The following is a 14853-nucleotide window of genomic DNA, read 5'->3' on the forward strand; positions in this document are numbered from 1 at the left end:
TGTTCCATAATAGTTTCTATACCAAAATGATGATGAATCAAATTCTTATAGAAAGCGTGATTAAATGAATTGGAAAATTGTATTGGCTATATTATCTTGTAATATAGTATTTATGTCGGCAAGCTATACTATGCTTATCCCTTTTTTACCCATGTATCTAACGCGTGAATTGGGTGTCGATCCAGCTTCTGTCAACATCTGGTCCGGTGTTGTTTTTTCTGCTACCTTTGCAGTAAGTGCCGTCATGGCACCTATTTGGGGACGCTTATCCGATAAAAAAGGAAAAAAACTCATGGCCATACGTGCCAGTTTACTATTATCTATCAGTTATTTTCTCGGCGGCATTGTCACAACACCGATGCAGCTTGTATTCATGCGTATGTTTCAAGGCTTTGCAGCCGGCTTATGGCCTATGGAATTAGCTATCATGACACTCTATGCACCGCGTCAAAAAATAGGTATATGCTTAGGTATAATGCAAGGAGTCATGACGGCCGGTGGAATTATTGGTCCCTTATTCGGTGGTATCTTAGCAGAATTATTCGGTATGCGCATGTCTTTCTATTTGGCCTCTGCTGCTTTATTTCTAAATTGCCTGGTCTTTATATTCGTCATCAAAGAACCTCCTGAAGAAGACCGATCTACAACACCTGTAAAAAATACATCAGCGGAAAGCTCCTGGGGATTGTTAAAAGTCCCTTTGCTGCGAAATATGCTCATTTATGCTGCATTTGTACAAATGGTCATTTTAATTTTGCAGCCTATCCTTACTACCTATATATCCAGTATGGCCCAACATATTGATAAACTTGTCTTAGTTTCCGGCTTGGTTTTTTCTCTAAGCGGCTTCGCCAGTGCTATTTCCGCTCCTCTCTGGGGGCGTTTCGGTCAGCATAAAGGTTTTTTTACCTCTTTTTCTTGGGCATTGATTACAGCCGGTATATGTATGGTTTTACAGGCATTGCCAAATAATCTTTATCTATTTGCAGTCAGCCAATTCGCCGTCGGCCTTTTTTTTGCCGGAATCAATCCCTCTATTAATGCAATATTAGCGGAAAACACCGATTCTCATACAAAAGGACGAATCTTTGGACTTATGTTTTCCGCGCAGCAAATAGGCGCTATGATCGGACCTATTTTAGGTGGTGTAATTGCTACCTTCATCGGTATCAAATTTGTTTTTATCGCTGCCGGTTTTATCTTAATTGCCATCAGCCTCCTATCGAGAAAACATCGCCGCGAGTATATTGGCATGTAAAAACAATTGCTTACACGCCAATATTTCACATGATATGACAAGGCAAAAACGCTGCCAGGATTTTCATCCTTGACAGCGTTTTTTACTGTATCTTGTACTACTATTCGTTTACCTCTAAAAGGCAATCGCCACTCAAAATCGGCATTCCTTTTGTCGCATAAATTTCACCAACAGTGCCACTAATCGGAGACGTTATCGTCGTTTCCATCTTCATTGCTTCTGTAACAACTAAGGGTTCCCCTTTTTTGACAGCTTGTCCTTTAACCACCAGTACCTTTACTACAGAACCGGACAATGTCGCTCCGATATCTCCCGCTTTATCCGGATCTGCTTTTTTGCGAGATACGGTTTTCATATCAACATTTTTATCCATCACTTGGATTTCACGTTCCGCGCCATTGAACATAAAGGTAATCGTCCGCATGCCGCTTTCATCAGGATCGCTAATATTAATCAATTTGATGACTAGATCTTTGCCTTTTTCAATTTCAACCCGTATTTCTTCATTCTTGCTCATACCGAAGAAGAAGGTAGGTGTATCCAGCACACTGACATCTCCGTACTTTTTAATGATTTCATTGTAATCTTTAAACACCTTGGGATATTGGCAATATGCATTGATTGCTTCATCATCATGCAAGTATCCTGCATCCTGCAGTTGTTTACGTACTACTTCAAAATCTACGGGTGCCAAACTTTTCCCGGGGCGTTCTTTTAAGGGTTCTCTTCCCTTCAAGATGATTTTCTGCAATTCTTTTGGGAACCCTTGATAGGGTATGCCGATCCGTCCTTCAAAGAATTCCACCACAGATTGTGGAAAATCAAGAATATCTCCTTTTTCGAAAATATCATCTTCCGTCAAATTATTTTGAATCATGAATAATGTCATATCACCGACAACTTTAGAAGAAGGCGTTACTTTGATAATATCACCAAACAGCATATTAACACGATGGTACATCTTTTTTATGTCATTCCATTTAGCGCCAAGTCCTACTGCTTTTGCTTGTTGGCGCAGATTCGAAAATTGCCCGCCCGGCATTTCATGCATATATACTTCTGTATTTGGATAAGGATCCGCTTTGTCTACCCCTTTATAATACGGGCGAACGGTAGCCCAATACCGCGACATTTCTTCCATCGCTTCGATATCCAAATCAGGCTGACGGTCATTACCGCTCAATGCATAATACAGGCTGTTCATACTCGGCTGGCTGGTACCGTTGGCAAAGGAAGAATAGGCAACATCGACGATATCCACTCCCGCATCAATAGCACGAGCCAACGAATATACCGCATTACCCGCACCTTCATGCGTATGGAGATGAATCGGAAGATCAATTGCATCCTTCAATGCTGAAACAAGACAATATGCCGCTTCTGGTTTCAGCAGCCCTGCCATATCTTTGATAGCAATAATGTTGGCACCTGCTTTTTGCAGTTCTTTGGCCATTGTCACATAATAATCCAAGTTGTATTTTGGACGGGCTGGATTGAGAATATCTCCCGTATAGCATAATGCAACTTCAGCGATTTTTCCTGTTTCACGAACAGCCTGAACAGCGCCTGCCATATTATCAAGACTGTTTAAACTGTCAAAAATACGGAAAACATCGATGCCGTTCTTCGCGGATAGTTCCACAAACTGTTTTACCACATTATCCGGATAACTTGTATATCCAACGGCATTCGCACCCCGAATCAGCATTTGAAGCAGGATATTCGGTGCTTTTTCTCTCATCTGGCGAAGCCGTTCCCATGGATCTTCGTAAAGAAAACGATACGCAACATCAAATGTAGCACCGCCCCAGCATTCATAAGAAAAGAAATTCGGCAGTTTCTTCGAAGAAGTTTCCAATACCCGCAGCATGTCAATCGTCCGTACCCGCGTAGCAAAAAGAGACTGATGCGCATCCCGCATCGTTGTATCCGTAAACAAAACTTTTTTCTGATCCATAATCCATTTTGAGAATTTTTCAGCTCCCATGGAGTCAAAAAGTTGCTTTGTCCCCTGCGGATATTCACCGCTCGCTTTCGCCGGCATTTCCAACGCTTCAAACTGCGGTTTGATTTGCGGACCGCCAGCATAGCCGTTAATTGTAGTTTCCCCTATATATTTCAAAAGTTTTGTTCCACGATCGTGAATTACCGGAAGATTAAATAATTCCGGATGACCGTCAATAAAGTTTACATTATATTCTCCCGTGACAAAAAGAGGATTACTCAATACATTGATAAGAAATCCGATATTGGTTTTTACTCCGCGAATACGGAATTCTTTCAACGTTCTGATCATTTTCTGCACGGCAATGGCATGGCTCAATCCCCATGTGGTTGCTTTTACAAGCAGCGAATCATAATACGGCGTGATAACCGCTCCTGTATAGGCATTGCCGCTGTCCAAACGAACACCGAAACCGCCGCCGCTGCGATATACCATGAGTTTTCCGGAATCAGGCATAAAGTTGTTCATCGGATCTTCCGTCGTAATACGGCATTGAATGGCATTCCCACGACATTGAACAGATTCCTGCCCATAAATACCGATTTCATCGCTGTCCAGTGCATACCCTTCGGCTATTTTAATCTGTGTCTGGACCACATCGATACCCGTAATCATTTCTGTTATTGTATGTTCCACCTGCACACGAGGATTTACTTCAATAAAGTAAAAGTTATTATCCGGTGTTACCAAAAATTCCACGGTACCCGCATTGACATATTTTACATTATTCATAATCTGCAAGGCAGCATTACATAATCCTTGCCGTACCGATGCCGGCAGTGAAAATGCCGGTGCAATTTCAACAACCTTCTGATGTCGGCGCTGAATAGAACAATCCCGTTCAAAAAGATGAACAATATTACCATATTCATCACCGATAATCTGTACTTCTACATGTTTTGGATTAACAAGACATTTTTCCAAATATATTTCATCACTGCCAAAAGCCAATTTTGCTTCTGATTTGGCTCTATCATATGCATCTCTCAGTTCAGACATTTTAGCAACCATACGCATGCCGCGTCCGCCGCCGCCATTAACAGCCTTGAGCATAATGGGAAAACCATAGTCATTGGCAAACTGTTCCACTTCAGAATAGTCCGTAATGGGACCATCACTACCGGGAATATACTGAATTCCCGCCTTTTTAGCTTGAATACGGGCATTGATTTTATCCCCAAACATGACCAAATGTTCCACCTTCGGACCAATAAAGACAATGCCTTCTTCATTACACCGTTTCGCTAAATCGGCATTTTCCGACAAAAAGCCGTAGCCAGGATGAATAGCATCCACTTCATGCTCATGGGCAATTCTAATAATATCTTCGATGTCCAAATACGCATCGACCGGTTTTTTGCCTTCGCCTACCAAATAAGATTCATCGGCACGGAACCGGTGAAGCGACAGCGAATCCTCTTTCGAATAAATAGCAATCGTACGAATCCCCAGTTCATTACATGCTCGAAAAACGCGAATCGCTATTTCCCCTCGATTTGCAACTAAAACCGAACGAATTTTTTTCATTCAAAGTCCCTCCACTTCATTTTCACATAATGAAAATTGGACAAGAAATTCCTGTCATATTTTTTCATTATGGAATTAATTATACCAAAATATAGTAACTTTACAAGTAAGATTATTACTTGCTTTACATTAATACTGTATACAATTTGTATTTACACAAGGAATAGTTATACATCATTAAAACACAGAGCAAGCAAGCGCTTATAGTTTTCTAAATATTCGTATATTTTCTTAATTTATTTTGGTAATTCTCATATATATTTTTTATTACAAATTATTACATATAAAATATTAAAATTGTTAATTTTAGTTAAAAATAATAATGAAAAAAATATATAATTATTTATACATTGTATTCATGTATTTTTACGAAAAAAAAACAAACAGAGACTCTTTCTTCCATAAATCTCTGTTTGGATAACCGTCATTGCTATTTTTTTAAAATATACCGTATCAAAATAATACTAATTTCATATAAAAGCAACATAGGTACCGCAATCATTGTTTGAGAAAATATATCCGGTGTCGGAGAAATAACCGCGGCAAAAACAAAAGAAAGAAGAATACATATTTTTCTTTTACGCCGTAAAAAAGCCGAACCAACAAACCCCATTTTAGCTAAAATAACCAGGCATAACGGCATTTCAAACACGATGCCGAAAGGAAATATAAAGGAAATAACAAAAGATAAATATGAACCCAAAGAAAACATAGGTTGCAAGCTATCTGTAGCAAATCCCAAAAAAAAGCGCACTCCTGCAGGAAGAACAAATATATAGGAGAAAACAATTCCCGCATAAAATAACACAACAAAGGCAGGCGTTAAAAACAATGCCAATCGGCGTTCCGACCGAGTAAAGGCCGGTACAATAAATTTCCAAAGCTGATATACCAAAACAGGAAGTGAAATAAGGAACCCGGCAAAAACAGAAATTTTCAAATACGTAAAAAACACCTCGGCGGGATTCATAAAATAAAGCATTCCCACAGGCTTGGAAATTATTTTTATCAATTCCTCCGCATACATATAGCTGACAGAACTAGCAATAAACAATGCAGCAATACAAATGATAAGACGCCGGCGAAATTCCTGCAAATGACTGATAAGAGACATCGTTTCTTCCCCATCCTGCAAAACTTCTTGATTTTCTTCAGGGGATTGACTCATGCTATCTACCTCACTGTTTATCTTTAGATATAGTTTCTGATGGTGTTTCCTTTTGTTCTACCACTTTTTCTACATCAACAGGTTGTTTTTTTACATCTTCCGTAACTTCGCTGGAAGCTTTACGAAATTCCTGCAAACTTTTTCCCAATGCCTTACTCACTTCCGGAAGTTTTCCCGGGCCAAATACAATTAACGCAATTACTAAAATTAATATCAATTCACTCATACCAATATTGAACATTGTAATTCCTCCATTCTTTATACTGCACAACAGTCATATATTTCCAACTTCCTACAAAATAAATTTTCCAGTAAAATACAGTCAAAAACAGTTGCAATACAGTAAGAAAGCTCCTGCATTGATTACAAGAGCTCCACATGGCCTATAAATAGTGAATTCGTGTCGGATCAAAGCGGTCTTCCTTTAATCGGGGATCTTTCACATTTTTTGCATACCCAAAAGGAATGATAGCAAAAGGTTGTAATTCTTCAGGAATGCCCATCAGACGTTTAACAAACTGCATACGCATCCGTATAGGAGAAACCCCAAGCCATACAGCACCCAATCCTAAATATACCGCTTCCAACAAAATGTTTTCGACAGCTGCACTCATATCAATATCAGCAAAAGACTTAAAACGCAGCTTTTTTTCACTATAGCAAGCTACGATTGCCACCGGAGCATTGCGAACACAATTCGCATACGGACTGCACTGTGCCAATCCTTCCAACAGTCTTCGGTCTCTGACAACATAAAATTCCCACGGTTGTTGATTACCGTCCGAAGGTGCTGCCATAGCTGCCCGTAATAATTTTTCTATTTTTTCATCTTCAACAGGAATATCTTCATAAGATCTAACACTCGTTCGCTTAAAAATCTCTTCCACACTCTCAGCCCCTTCTGAATGACTTTATTATATCATAATAAATAAAAAATCAGAATAATAACTTCATTTTTTGTAAGTTGTAATAGTTTTATTATATAAAAAACATGAAAAATTTATTTGTTTCTTTTATATATAACTATAATGATTACAGGTTATTTAGCAACGTTTATCATTAAAATTTCTTCTGATCATATGCCATATTATCAGACTTTCGCTTTTTAAAATGCAAAACGGTTATAGCAGGAAAAATAATTTTTCTATCTTACATAGAATGAATCGTTTTTGGACGCTAAGATATTTTTACATATATTGTGTCCCGCAACACATATCCATTTATATTGGTGCCGGGGGTGGGACTTGAACCCACACGGTGTTACCCGCCTGATTTTGAGTTACAAAATAGTTATTTTATAAATGGCTATTTAACGCCCAAACAGCTTAATAGAGCCATTCTTATACATGGATAAAAAACTATATTTCTCTATATTTTGGGGACACCTGTTGTCAAAATGTTGTCAAATAAAGCACCCCCTCAAACCAAGTTAATTCAACAATTTAATGTATATAATTGTAAAAACATCTTTTCTCAAAGCAACCATTTTCTCATACATCCGCTATTCTCTTTTCAGCTACATTGATCATATAATTTTTGCAAGTCCGAGTCATGAATAATATATTGTGTTTTTATGATATTATTGCTCTTGACAAATTTAAACCCTTTTATTATAATAGGTTTAAATTTAAATGTATTGTTTTTTTGTTAAGGAGGTTTTATTATGAATTCATTATCATACAGTGAGTTTTTATTATCAAGTCCTGGAAAAAGGGTAAGCACCGTCCTGTCTCTAACTAATGGAAAAGTAATTTTTGATTATCTGATAAAACCCATAAATATCACATCCATGATTATTTCTACCAAAAACGGGTTGCCAGCACTGGAAGGTTGCATTAAAGGGGTAGAAAAATTAGAAAGTGCAGCAAAAATGGATTTTAATAATAATCATCATAAACAAATAATAGGACTAATGGCATCTTATATCATGAATTGTTTTGGATATTTTAAACTGTTCGATGAAACGGATAAATTTAACAAATCGTTAAATTTACAGTACTTTAAAACAGCTTCTATATACTCTAAGTTTGATGAACAAAAAAGAACATACGATATCAATATTAATATCGTTGCCGTAACTAAATAAAAAGGTAATTTACAAAAAGAAGCGCTAAAGCATGATCCATTAATGCTTTAGCGCTTTCATTTTTATTATAATTATTTTAGCATATTAGTTTTAAACTGTCCTATTAAACAATATAGATTATAAAGAAAAAATAAATTGTTTTTTATAATTTATACATCCATCATCCTTTGTTCAGCCACATCATAATACACTGCCGTCTTTTCAAAACCAATGTACTGCCGGCCATGTTTTTTTGCTGCAATACAAGTCGTACCGCTGCCGGCAAACGGATCTAGAATTACGGAATCTTCCGGAACGATCTGGACAAGCTCTTCCATGAATGGTGTCGGCTTACCGGTCAAATGAAATTTGTCTTTCTGCCTTACCGGGAAGTCAAAACACCCGGGATACGGACCTGCATGTTTGGCATGTGAACACTTCCCGTTTGTGCCCCACACAATGTATTCACATTGATGCCTAAAATAGCCCTTATGCGGGGCTCTCGCCCCAAGTCCTTTATTCCATGAAACAATCCCACGCCATATCAAGCCACCCATCTGCAGAACATCGGAAGCCGTCGGCATTTGCCGCCAATCAGTAAACATAAGGAAGTATCCTTCTGGCTTAAGAATACGTTGACAATCATTGATCCACATCGTACACCAATGCAACCACGACCGCTGATCCATGGTATCACCGGCAAAATCCGGTCGATGGACAATTTTATTTCCCGATTGTTCGTACTTACTGGATGGCGTTTGCGCTCGCGCATTTGCTGTTTGACCACCGCTGCAGTATGGTGGATCTGTAATAACAGCATCCACGGAATTATCTTCAAGCTGCTGCAGCAATTCGATTGAATCACCACATATAATTTGATTTAAAAATCGTTCGTTCGTACAACCACCTCACAATAATAGATTTTGACTAGTCCAGTATTATTGTATCATGATGGTGGTTATAAGGCAAACATTTGTTCTGTATAAAATGATTTGAATTAAATTCTAAAAAATTTATCTTTAGCGGATAAAGATAATACTACTTCATCATCCTTTATACCTAATCGCGCTATTCGGTCACTCAATATTGGAATAATATACTGCCCTGAGAAATTTCTACCTTCATCAACAATTTTCGTCAACTCCATTAAATCAATATTCTCCATTTTATCGTGAATAAGGAAAGTAGGCATATGATATTTTTTTTCGATTATTAAATCTATATGTGCCATGTCAAAACAAGTAATCATTGCTTTTTTTATTCCGGTACCGGGTTTACCATTTAATCCAACTATTTTTATAGGAAAAGAATCCTCTTTAGCATCAAAAACAATTGCATAACTTTCTCCGATTATGTTATGCGTTAAACGTTTAAAATAAAAATTTAATCGTTCTATAATTTCACTTCTTTTCTCAGAATTATCGTTCTTAATTAGTTTATTTCTAATATTATTGTTTTCAATTTCTTTTTGTTGTTTAACATATTGATAATCGCTAATATAGGTTTCAAGTTTGATTTTATTTGTGACAAACTCATTATATTTTTCTTCAAATTTGTCTTTCAATACAACATTAAAAGACACATACTTACTCTCATAAATTTTTCTCTGTTCTTGAAGTTTTAGTGCTAATTGTTGTGTTTCTTTCGTTATTTCATTTAACGTATCTTGTAGCATTTCTATTCTTTTATTTACCATACTATTATGAAAATTTGTCAAATCATTAAAATCATATAGTGATTCACTTAAATGCAACTTAGTTTCTGCATATAATTCTTTCAACATTTTTATATCAACTGAAAAAAAATTTTCCTTTTCTCTTTCTATTTTTGCTTTCATCAAATCTTGTTTCAATCGAAGTCGTGCATATTTAAGTTCTAACTTCTGTATATTGGATAATAGAAGCTGATTTTCATTTATTTTAGTGGCATAATCATCAACAACTGTTACTTCAGCATACGCTTTTTTAAACTTATCAATTTCCTCTGTCATTAAGTTAATTTTAGTTTCAAATTCAGTTAATGAAGATATTGAATTTTTTCTATAAATAGCCTCAATATCCTTATCAATTTTTTCATTTTCCTCTAAAATATTGACATTTTCTGATTTTGTATTATCAATACCAAATAAATAGTTATACACCGCCTGATATTTATAATTTTTTGGGTAAGTTCCTAGAAATTTTAACAATGCCGCTTCATTAGCGTTATCTAACCGTATAAACTTAGAAATTAATTGGCGTAATGTAGGCACATTATTTTTATTATCAAAGACAATACTATTAAGTTTACAACAATATATTTGTAAGTTGTTAACAGCTTCGCCATCTATTTCATATGTACCATTTTTATATAGTGATCGTTTAAAAACATGTTTTTTATTACCAATTTTACAAGTTAATATTGCAATAACTTTGTAATCTTCCAAAAATTGTCCAACAATTATATTTTCTCCAGTATCTTTTTCCTTATATAAACTAGATACTGACCGTGCCCCCAAACAAAGGTCTATAACTTTTACTGCTGTGGTTTTACCAATATTACTACCACTATTGATTTTATTAGTTTTATCAACAATTAAAGACAGTCCAGTTTTATTAAATGATATAGTTCGGATAATCTCATTGGTGGTAGATTTAATAACTTCTAACTTTATTAGTTGCATAATACCACCTCATTTTTTTTATTAATTTCTTTAATAACTCCAATTAGAAACAACCAATCAATTGTCAAAATAAAGATAGAGTATTCCATCTTTTGATTTTTACAATATTGATATAACCTATCAAATGTAATACTACATTGATGACTTTCAAAATATGTTAGTATAATACTTCCTGAATATAATATGGAATTTTTAGGACTATTTTCATAATCAACAATCATAAAGCAAAACCCCTCTTTAAATCAAATTACTTTTTCCTGAATTACCGGAATAATATTGCTAATGTATTTATTAAGCCGAGTAAATACTATAAAATCGCATAGTACTCTATTCGAATCAGCCGAATACATTAAAAATAATGATAGTTTTTATTTTCAAAGCTTATAATGTTTTCTCGTTATGTTTTATCGAGAGTTCCGCTTCTTTTAGATGTCTCAATCGGTATTAAAATTTTACATTCATAAAATACATATGCTGTAATAGAATTTAAATACGTAATTTTTTTATTAGTTTCTATGTCTGATTGTCTGTTATTAAAAATTTGGGCGCTTATAATTTCAATTATACGATTATATATTTTATCCGAATGGTCCTTAATACATTGTTCATTTTCAATATCAATATGTAAATCAGTTAATACGTCTATATATGTTTCCCAATAATAATCATATAAGTCACTTCTAATAGATGCTTCTAAATTGCCAATCTCGTCTATAGCATCTTCTACAATGTTGTACGAATCAATAAAACATTTTTTAATTTTATGTTGTAAATTATTAGAAAAACAATTTAATATTATTTTATCATCTATAGTATACGCTTGTGTCTTTTTTTGTTTAATGCGATTTATATCATTTTTGATATCCACCATTTTAATAATTATTTTACTAATATCAGAAACTTCCATTGTAGTAGCATCGGTAATCAAAGTTTTCACATTATCAATATTAAATGTATCACTCATTTTTCTGCCCCTATTTCACTGATTTACGATTATCGAATTTTCCTACATTTTCAATGTTAAAACTATCTTGACTTGTAATGGTCGAATTTTTATTAAATATCAGTTCTATTTTATTCTGTATTGCTAAACATTTGTTCTTTTGACGCCGACTCAAAAAGAACATAATAATACTCCCAATTCCAGCAACTATTGATATCACCGTATTAACATCCTTTAAAATATCCATATATAACCCTCTCTGTTTTTTTATAAATAGATACACTCCACCTATAAACCATGCACACATAATTCTGTAGTGGTCCTATGTCAATATTTAGTACAAAATAAAATGAGAAATGTATCCTCGGTTTAACTTGCCAACAAGGCATCTTTTTCTGACACTGCTGATACAATTTTTCATATTCGTCTGGCGACATGTAATCGCAATGACTGTGAATCCGTACCGTATTGTAAAACGTTTCCAAGTATTCAAACACTAACGTATACGCATGTTGATAATCTCGGATCCGGAACCGATTCAGCCATTCCCGTTTAATCAACGAATGAAAAGACTCAATGCAGGCATTATCCCAAGGAAACGCTTTTTTGGAATAACTGCGTTGCATGTTTTTCGTAGCTCGTATATACTCCCGCGAAACGTAAGCGCTGCCGCGATCCGAATGAATAACCACCGGTTGGTCTAATAATTGTTTATCAAAGTGCTTCGCCATGATAAGTTCCTCCCGTTCCTGATACTTCTATTGTATCATGGTTTCATGTATAGGGTTTTCTCATTTTGGCTTGTACTATTTTTATTCTAGCAGCATAGTATATTTGCATTATTATAACATATTTTCCCCTAAAGAGGACAGCAAAAACAAAAAAGTCAATAGAAAAAATTCAATTATACAAATTTTTAGAAAAAAATTTCTAGCGCATGGTTTGGGTAAAAGTGTTAAAAAGAAAAAAACCGGACCACTCATCTACTGAGCAGCCCGGCTTATTTATCATTTTATCTTATATTTTATTCTTTTACCAAATCCACTAATCCCGCTTGAATACTTGCCACAATGGAAGTCACAGCGTTGTTGATTGCCGTAACGTACAAACGATTACGGATTTTTACCCACACGCTGGACGTCGTGCTGATCTCTGCTTCCAAAGGATCCGTGATGGTTTTAATCTGGGCCTGTACCAAGGGTGTCAATTCGTCTACGCTCAAACTACCCAATAAAGATGTTGCCTGGTCTTTAGCTAAAGAGGTTACTTCCGTTACTACTGTGTTCAAAATTTCTTCTTTTGTCATAATTGATTTCTCCTTTTATATACACTAAAATTCATAAAATAGTTACAAAACGTGTTTGGCCAAACTTATTCTTGATACTTTTATGCACAATGCCGTATTACAGCGTGCATTCATAATCGGTAATGCCTCTGGCAATCGCACGGGCAAAATCGTCCTCGTAGTCTACCAACAACTGTGCATCGGCATCATTGTCAATAAATGCCATTTCAACAAGGCACGCCGGCATATCCGTATGCTTAATAACGATAAGCCCAGGCATTTCCTTTACACCGCGATCAACGGTACCTATGCTATTGATGATCTGAGACTGAATGCATTGTGCCAATTGCCCTCCAGCGTCATTCCTGTCATAGCATTCGACTTCCGTTCCACGGGCCTGCGTATTGGCAGCATTACAATGAATACTTATAAATACGTCTGCCGACCAATCATTTGCCTCTGCACATACAGCAACAGGACGATCCGCATACTGACTGTCGTAATAGAGATTATCGCTCTGCAGCAGCTGCACTTCACAACCGGCTGCCTCCAAGTACCCTTTTACACGATCCCCCACTCTGGCAGCAACATCACATTCCCGCAAGCCTGAATTCGGATTCACGGCCCCACTGTCATAATCAATATCGTGCCCTGGATTAATAAATACTTTCATTACTTCTGATCCCCTTTCTTTTCACACGCCAGTTGCTCTAAGGTATCACGTAGTTTTTGTGGAATCGGTAAGCCTGCTTTCCCTGCATTTTCGAGAATGGACAATCCCTCGTTCCCAATAAAAAACCACACGACAACAGATTGCATAACCGGCTGTCCTGTGGCTTTATCTAATTCGTGAGCAAGAGCAACTAACAACAATACAACAATTTTCTTACAAATACCTTTAAATCCTTTTTGGCTGTTTAGTGCCAGGTTTGGATTGATGTAGGCCGCCAAAACTCCTGTAATATAATCAATCGCCATGGCTACAATAAGAGCTTCAATAATACTGTTCCATCCAATCAAAAAAGTAAATACCGTGCCCGCAACTGACACGGCAGTACCCCATTCAATTTCAGTGTGGACTGGGGCCATCCCTCGAAAAAAATTTACAATCACTTCGATCATTTAGTTTCCTCCGTTGTAGTTATATTTTTAACAGTTTCTTCTTGTGCTGCAGCTTGCATAATTTTTGCCCGGATTGATTCCGGGCATTTTTCATTGGTACAATATCCAGCATCATCCAATTTTTTACCGCAAAATTTACATCTAGCCATTATTAATCGCCTCCAATTCTGCCGTATAAGCGGCCATTAACTCTGTATATTCTGTTTGTAATTCCGTCACGGTTGCTGTATCTCCAGCCAATGTAGCCGTAGCCAATGCATCTTTTAGCTCTACAATCTGCGGTTCATACTTGGCCGCCACCACAGATGCTTGTGATGCTTTCTTTTCTGCTGCCGTAGGTTCTGGGGCTATATACTCAATTGGTTTCCCGCTCGTCATATCCCGCACATATCCGGCAAGATATTGATTGTAAATATCCGCGGTCAGAATCTCAACCACAGCCGCGTCCGTAAACTTGTTTTTGGCACTGGCTATTATATCTGCCGCTTTGCCGTCATCCGGCCCGCAAGAGGATATATCGCATCCTATGCGCTTCCCGGCGCTGTCAAACGCACATACATAATAGTTAACGTTACTTGCAAAACTCATACTTCCATCTCCTGTATAATTAAAATAAAAAAGGTGTGTGATACTATGCGTAAGCCTAACGGCTACGGCAGCATCAAAAAATTATCCGGCAACCGGCGGCGGCCGTTTGTTTTTTGCGTGTCTGAAGACGGACGACAAAAGCCGGTGGAATATTTTACCAACCAAGTGGACGCGGAAATTTATCAGGCAGATTATAACAAAATCCATTATCATCGCTCCCTTCCAGGCCA

At 36.5% G+C, this 14853-nt stretch carries 16 protein-coding genes; 2 read left to right on the plus strand and 14 right to left on the minus strand.

Going from position 1 to position 14853, the window contains the following annotated elements; genetic code table 11:
• Window positions 1–64 precede the first annotated feature (64 nt).
• Window positions 65–1258, plus strand: coding sequence for an MFS transporter (locus NXG62_RS06410; protein ID WP_427114114.1), 1194 nt, complete (start codon window positions 65–67; stop codon window positions 1256–1258).
• A 100-nt stretch (window positions 1259–1358) separates the two neighbouring features.
• Here the strand turns inward: NXG62_RS06410 and NXG62_RS06415 are convergent, their stop codons facing one another.
• The 4 genes from NXG62_RS06415 to NXG62_RS06430 all read right to left on the minus strand — a co-directional run bounded on the left by NXG62_RS06415 (window position 1359) and on the right by NXG62_RS06430 (window position 6845).
• Window positions 1359–4790, minus strand: coding sequence for a pyruvate carboxylase (locus NXG62_RS06415; protein WP_427114115.1), 3432 nt, complete (start codon window positions 4788–4790; stop codon window positions 1359–1361).
• 430 nt (window positions 4791–5220) lie between these two features.
• Window positions 5221–5958 (minus strand): twin-arginine translocase subunit TatC, encoded by a 738-nt coding sequence (tatC, locus tag NXG62_RS06420; RefSeq protein WP_427114116.1) that lies wholly within the window; start codon window positions 5956–5958, stop codon window positions 5221–5223.
• A gap of 10 nt (window positions 5959–5968) precedes the next feature.
• Window positions 5969–6199 (minus strand): twin-arginine translocase TatA/TatE family subunit, encoded by a 231-nt coding sequence (gene tatA, locus NXG62_RS06425; RefSeq protein ID WP_427114117.1) that lies wholly within the window; start codon window positions 6197–6199, stop codon window positions 5969–5971.
• A 142-nt stretch (window positions 6200–6341) separates the two neighbouring features.
• Window positions 6342–6845: a nitroreductase family protein gene (locus tag NXG62_RS06430; protein ID WP_427114118.1), complete on the minus strand. Its 504-nt coding sequence runs from the start codon at window positions 6843–6845 to the stop codon at window positions 6342–6344.
• A 776-nt stretch (window positions 6846–7621) separates the two neighbouring features.
• Here NXG62_RS06430 and NXG62_RS06435 point away from each other — a divergent pair.
• Window positions 7622–8044: a hypothetical protein gene (locus NXG62_RS06435; protein ID WP_427114119.1), complete on the plus strand. Its 423-nt coding sequence runs from the start codon at window positions 7622–7624 to the stop codon at window positions 8042–8044.
• Window positions 8045–8193: 149 nt separating this feature from the next.
• Here NXG62_RS06435 and NXG62_RS06440 read toward each other — a convergent pair whose 3' ends face one another.
• The 10 genes from NXG62_RS06440 to NXG62_RS06485 all read right to left on the minus strand — a co-directional run bounded on the left by NXG62_RS06440 (window position 8194) and on the right by NXG62_RS06485 (window position 14623).
• The gene (locus NXG62_RS06440; protein ID WP_427114120.1) at window positions 8194–8874 is read right to left on the minus strand and encodes a DNA-methyltransferase; all 681 of its coding nucleotides are present in this window, start codon (window positions 8872–8874) and stop codon (window positions 8194–8196) included.
• Window positions 8875–9020: 146 nt separating this feature from the next.
• Window positions 9021–10685, minus strand: a complete 1665-nt coding sequence (locus NXG62_RS06445; protein WP_427114121.1) for a DUF2326 domain-containing protein — start codon at window positions 10683–10685, stop codon at window positions 9021–9023.
• Window positions 10676–10906, minus strand: coding sequence for an ABC-three component system middle component 6 (locus NXG62_RS06450; RefSeq protein WP_427114122.1), 231 nt, complete (start codon window positions 10904–10906; stop codon window positions 10676–10678). Before NXG62_RS06450 ends, NXG62_RS06445 begins: the two co-directional genes overlap by 10 nt.
• A 176-nt stretch (window positions 10907–11082) precedes the next feature.
• On the minus strand, window positions 11083–11649 hold the full coding sequence (locus NXG62_RS06455) for a hypothetical protein (protein WP_427114123.1): 567 nt from the start codon (window positions 11647–11649) through the stop codon (window positions 11083–11085).
• Between the two features lie 203 nt (window positions 11650–11852).
• Window positions 11853–12359, minus strand: coding sequence for a transposase (locus NXG62_RS06460; protein WP_427114124.1), 507 nt, complete (start codon window positions 12357–12359; stop codon window positions 11853–11855).
• Window positions 12360–12652: 293 nt separating this feature from the next.
• Entirely contained in the window at window positions 12653–12934 is a 282-nt protein-coding gene (locus NXG62_RS06465) for a hypothetical protein (RefSeq protein WP_427114125.1), read from the minus strand.
• Between the two features lie 97 nt (window positions 12935–13031).
• Window positions 13032–13586 carry an N-acetylmuramoyl-L-alanine amidase family protein gene (locus NXG62_RS06470; RefSeq protein WP_427114126.1) on the minus strand — a complete coding sequence of 185 codons (555 nt, stop codon included), beginning with the start codon at window positions 13584–13586 and terminating at the stop codon, window positions 13032–13034.
• A complete protein-coding gene (locus NXG62_RS06475; RefSeq protein ID WP_427114127.1) occupies window positions 13586–14035 on the minus strand; it encodes a phage holin family protein in 450 nt (149 codons plus the stop codon). Before NXG62_RS06475 ends, NXG62_RS06470 begins: the two co-directional genes overlap by 1 nt.
• Entirely contained in the window at window positions 14032–14184 is a 153-nt protein-coding gene (locus NXG62_RS06480) for a hypothetical protein (RefSeq protein ID WP_427114128.1), read from the minus strand. Before NXG62_RS06480 ends, NXG62_RS06475 begins: the two co-directional genes overlap by 4 nt.
• Window positions 14177–14623, minus strand: a complete 447-nt coding sequence (locus tag NXG62_RS06485; RefSeq protein ID WP_427114129.1) for a hypothetical protein — start codon at window positions 14621–14623, stop codon at window positions 14177–14179. The genes NXG62_RS06480 and NXG62_RS06485 overlap by 8 nt, the downstream gene beginning before the upstream one ends.
• Window positions 14624–14853: the final 230 nt, after the last annotated feature.

The organism is Megasphaera sueciensis, from assembly GCF_050219315.1.
In the GTDB taxonomy this organism is placed as follows: Bacteria; Bacillota; Negativicutes; order Veillonellales; family Megasphaeraceae; genus Megasphaera_A; species Megasphaera_A sueciensis.

Excerpts from the sequence above, each read along its gene's own strand:
- NXG62_RS06485 (WP_427114129.1), bottom strand. The coding sequence starts at position 14,623 with ATGAGTTTTGCAAGTAACGTTAACTATTATGTATGTGCGTTTGACAGC.
- tatA (WP_427114117.1), bottom strand. The coding sequence starts at position 6,199 with ATGTTCAATATTGGTATGAGTGAATTGATATTAATTTTAGTAATTGCG.
- NXG62_RS06460 (WP_427114124.1), bottom strand. The coding sequence starts at position 12,359 with ATGGCGAAGCACTTTGATAAACAATTATTAGACCAACCGGTGGTTATT.
- NXG62_RS06470 (WP_427114126.1), bottom strand. The coding sequence starts at position 13,586 with ATGAAAGTATTTATTAATCCAGGGCACGATATTGATTATGACAGTGGG.
- NXG62_RS06465 (WP_427114125.1), bottom strand. The coding sequence starts at position 12,934 with ATGACAAAAGAAGAAATTTTGAACACAGTAGTAACGGAAGTAACCTCT.
- NXG62_RS06475 (WP_427114127.1), bottom strand. The coding sequence starts at position 14,035 with ATGATCGAAGTGATTGTAAATTTTTTTCGAGGGATGGCCCCAGTCCAC.
- NXG62_RS06480 (WP_427114128.1), bottom strand. The coding sequence starts at position 14,184 with ATGGCTAGATGTAAATTTTGCGGTAAAAAATTGGATGATGCTGGATAT.
- NXG62_RS06450 (WP_427114122.1), bottom strand. The coding sequence starts at position 10,906 with ATGATTGTTGATTATGAAAATAGTCCTAAAAATTCCATATTATATTCA.
- tatC (WP_427114116.1), bottom strand. The coding sequence starts at position 5,958 with ATGAGTCAATCCCCTGAAGAAAATCAAGAAGTTTTGCAGGATGGGGAA.
- NXG62_RS06455 (WP_427114123.1), bottom strand. The coding sequence starts at position 11,649 with ATGAGTGATACATTTAATATTGATAATGTGAAAACTTTGATTACCGAT.
- NXG62_RS06445 (WP_427114121.1), bottom strand. The coding sequence starts at position 10,685 with ATGCAACTAATAAAGTTAGAAGTTATTAAATCTACCACCAATGAGATT.
- NXG62_RS06410 (WP_427114114.1), top strand. The coding sequence starts at position 65 with ATGAATTGGAAAATTGTATTGGCTATATTATCTTGTAATATAGTATTT.
- NXG62_RS06415 (WP_427114115.1), bottom strand. The coding sequence starts at position 4,790 with ATGAAAAAAATTCGTTCGGTTTTAGTTGCAAATCGAGGGGAAATAGCG.
- NXG62_RS06435 (WP_427114119.1), top strand. The coding sequence starts at position 7,622 with ATGAATTCATTATCATACAGTGAGTTTTTATTATCAAGTCCTGGAAAA.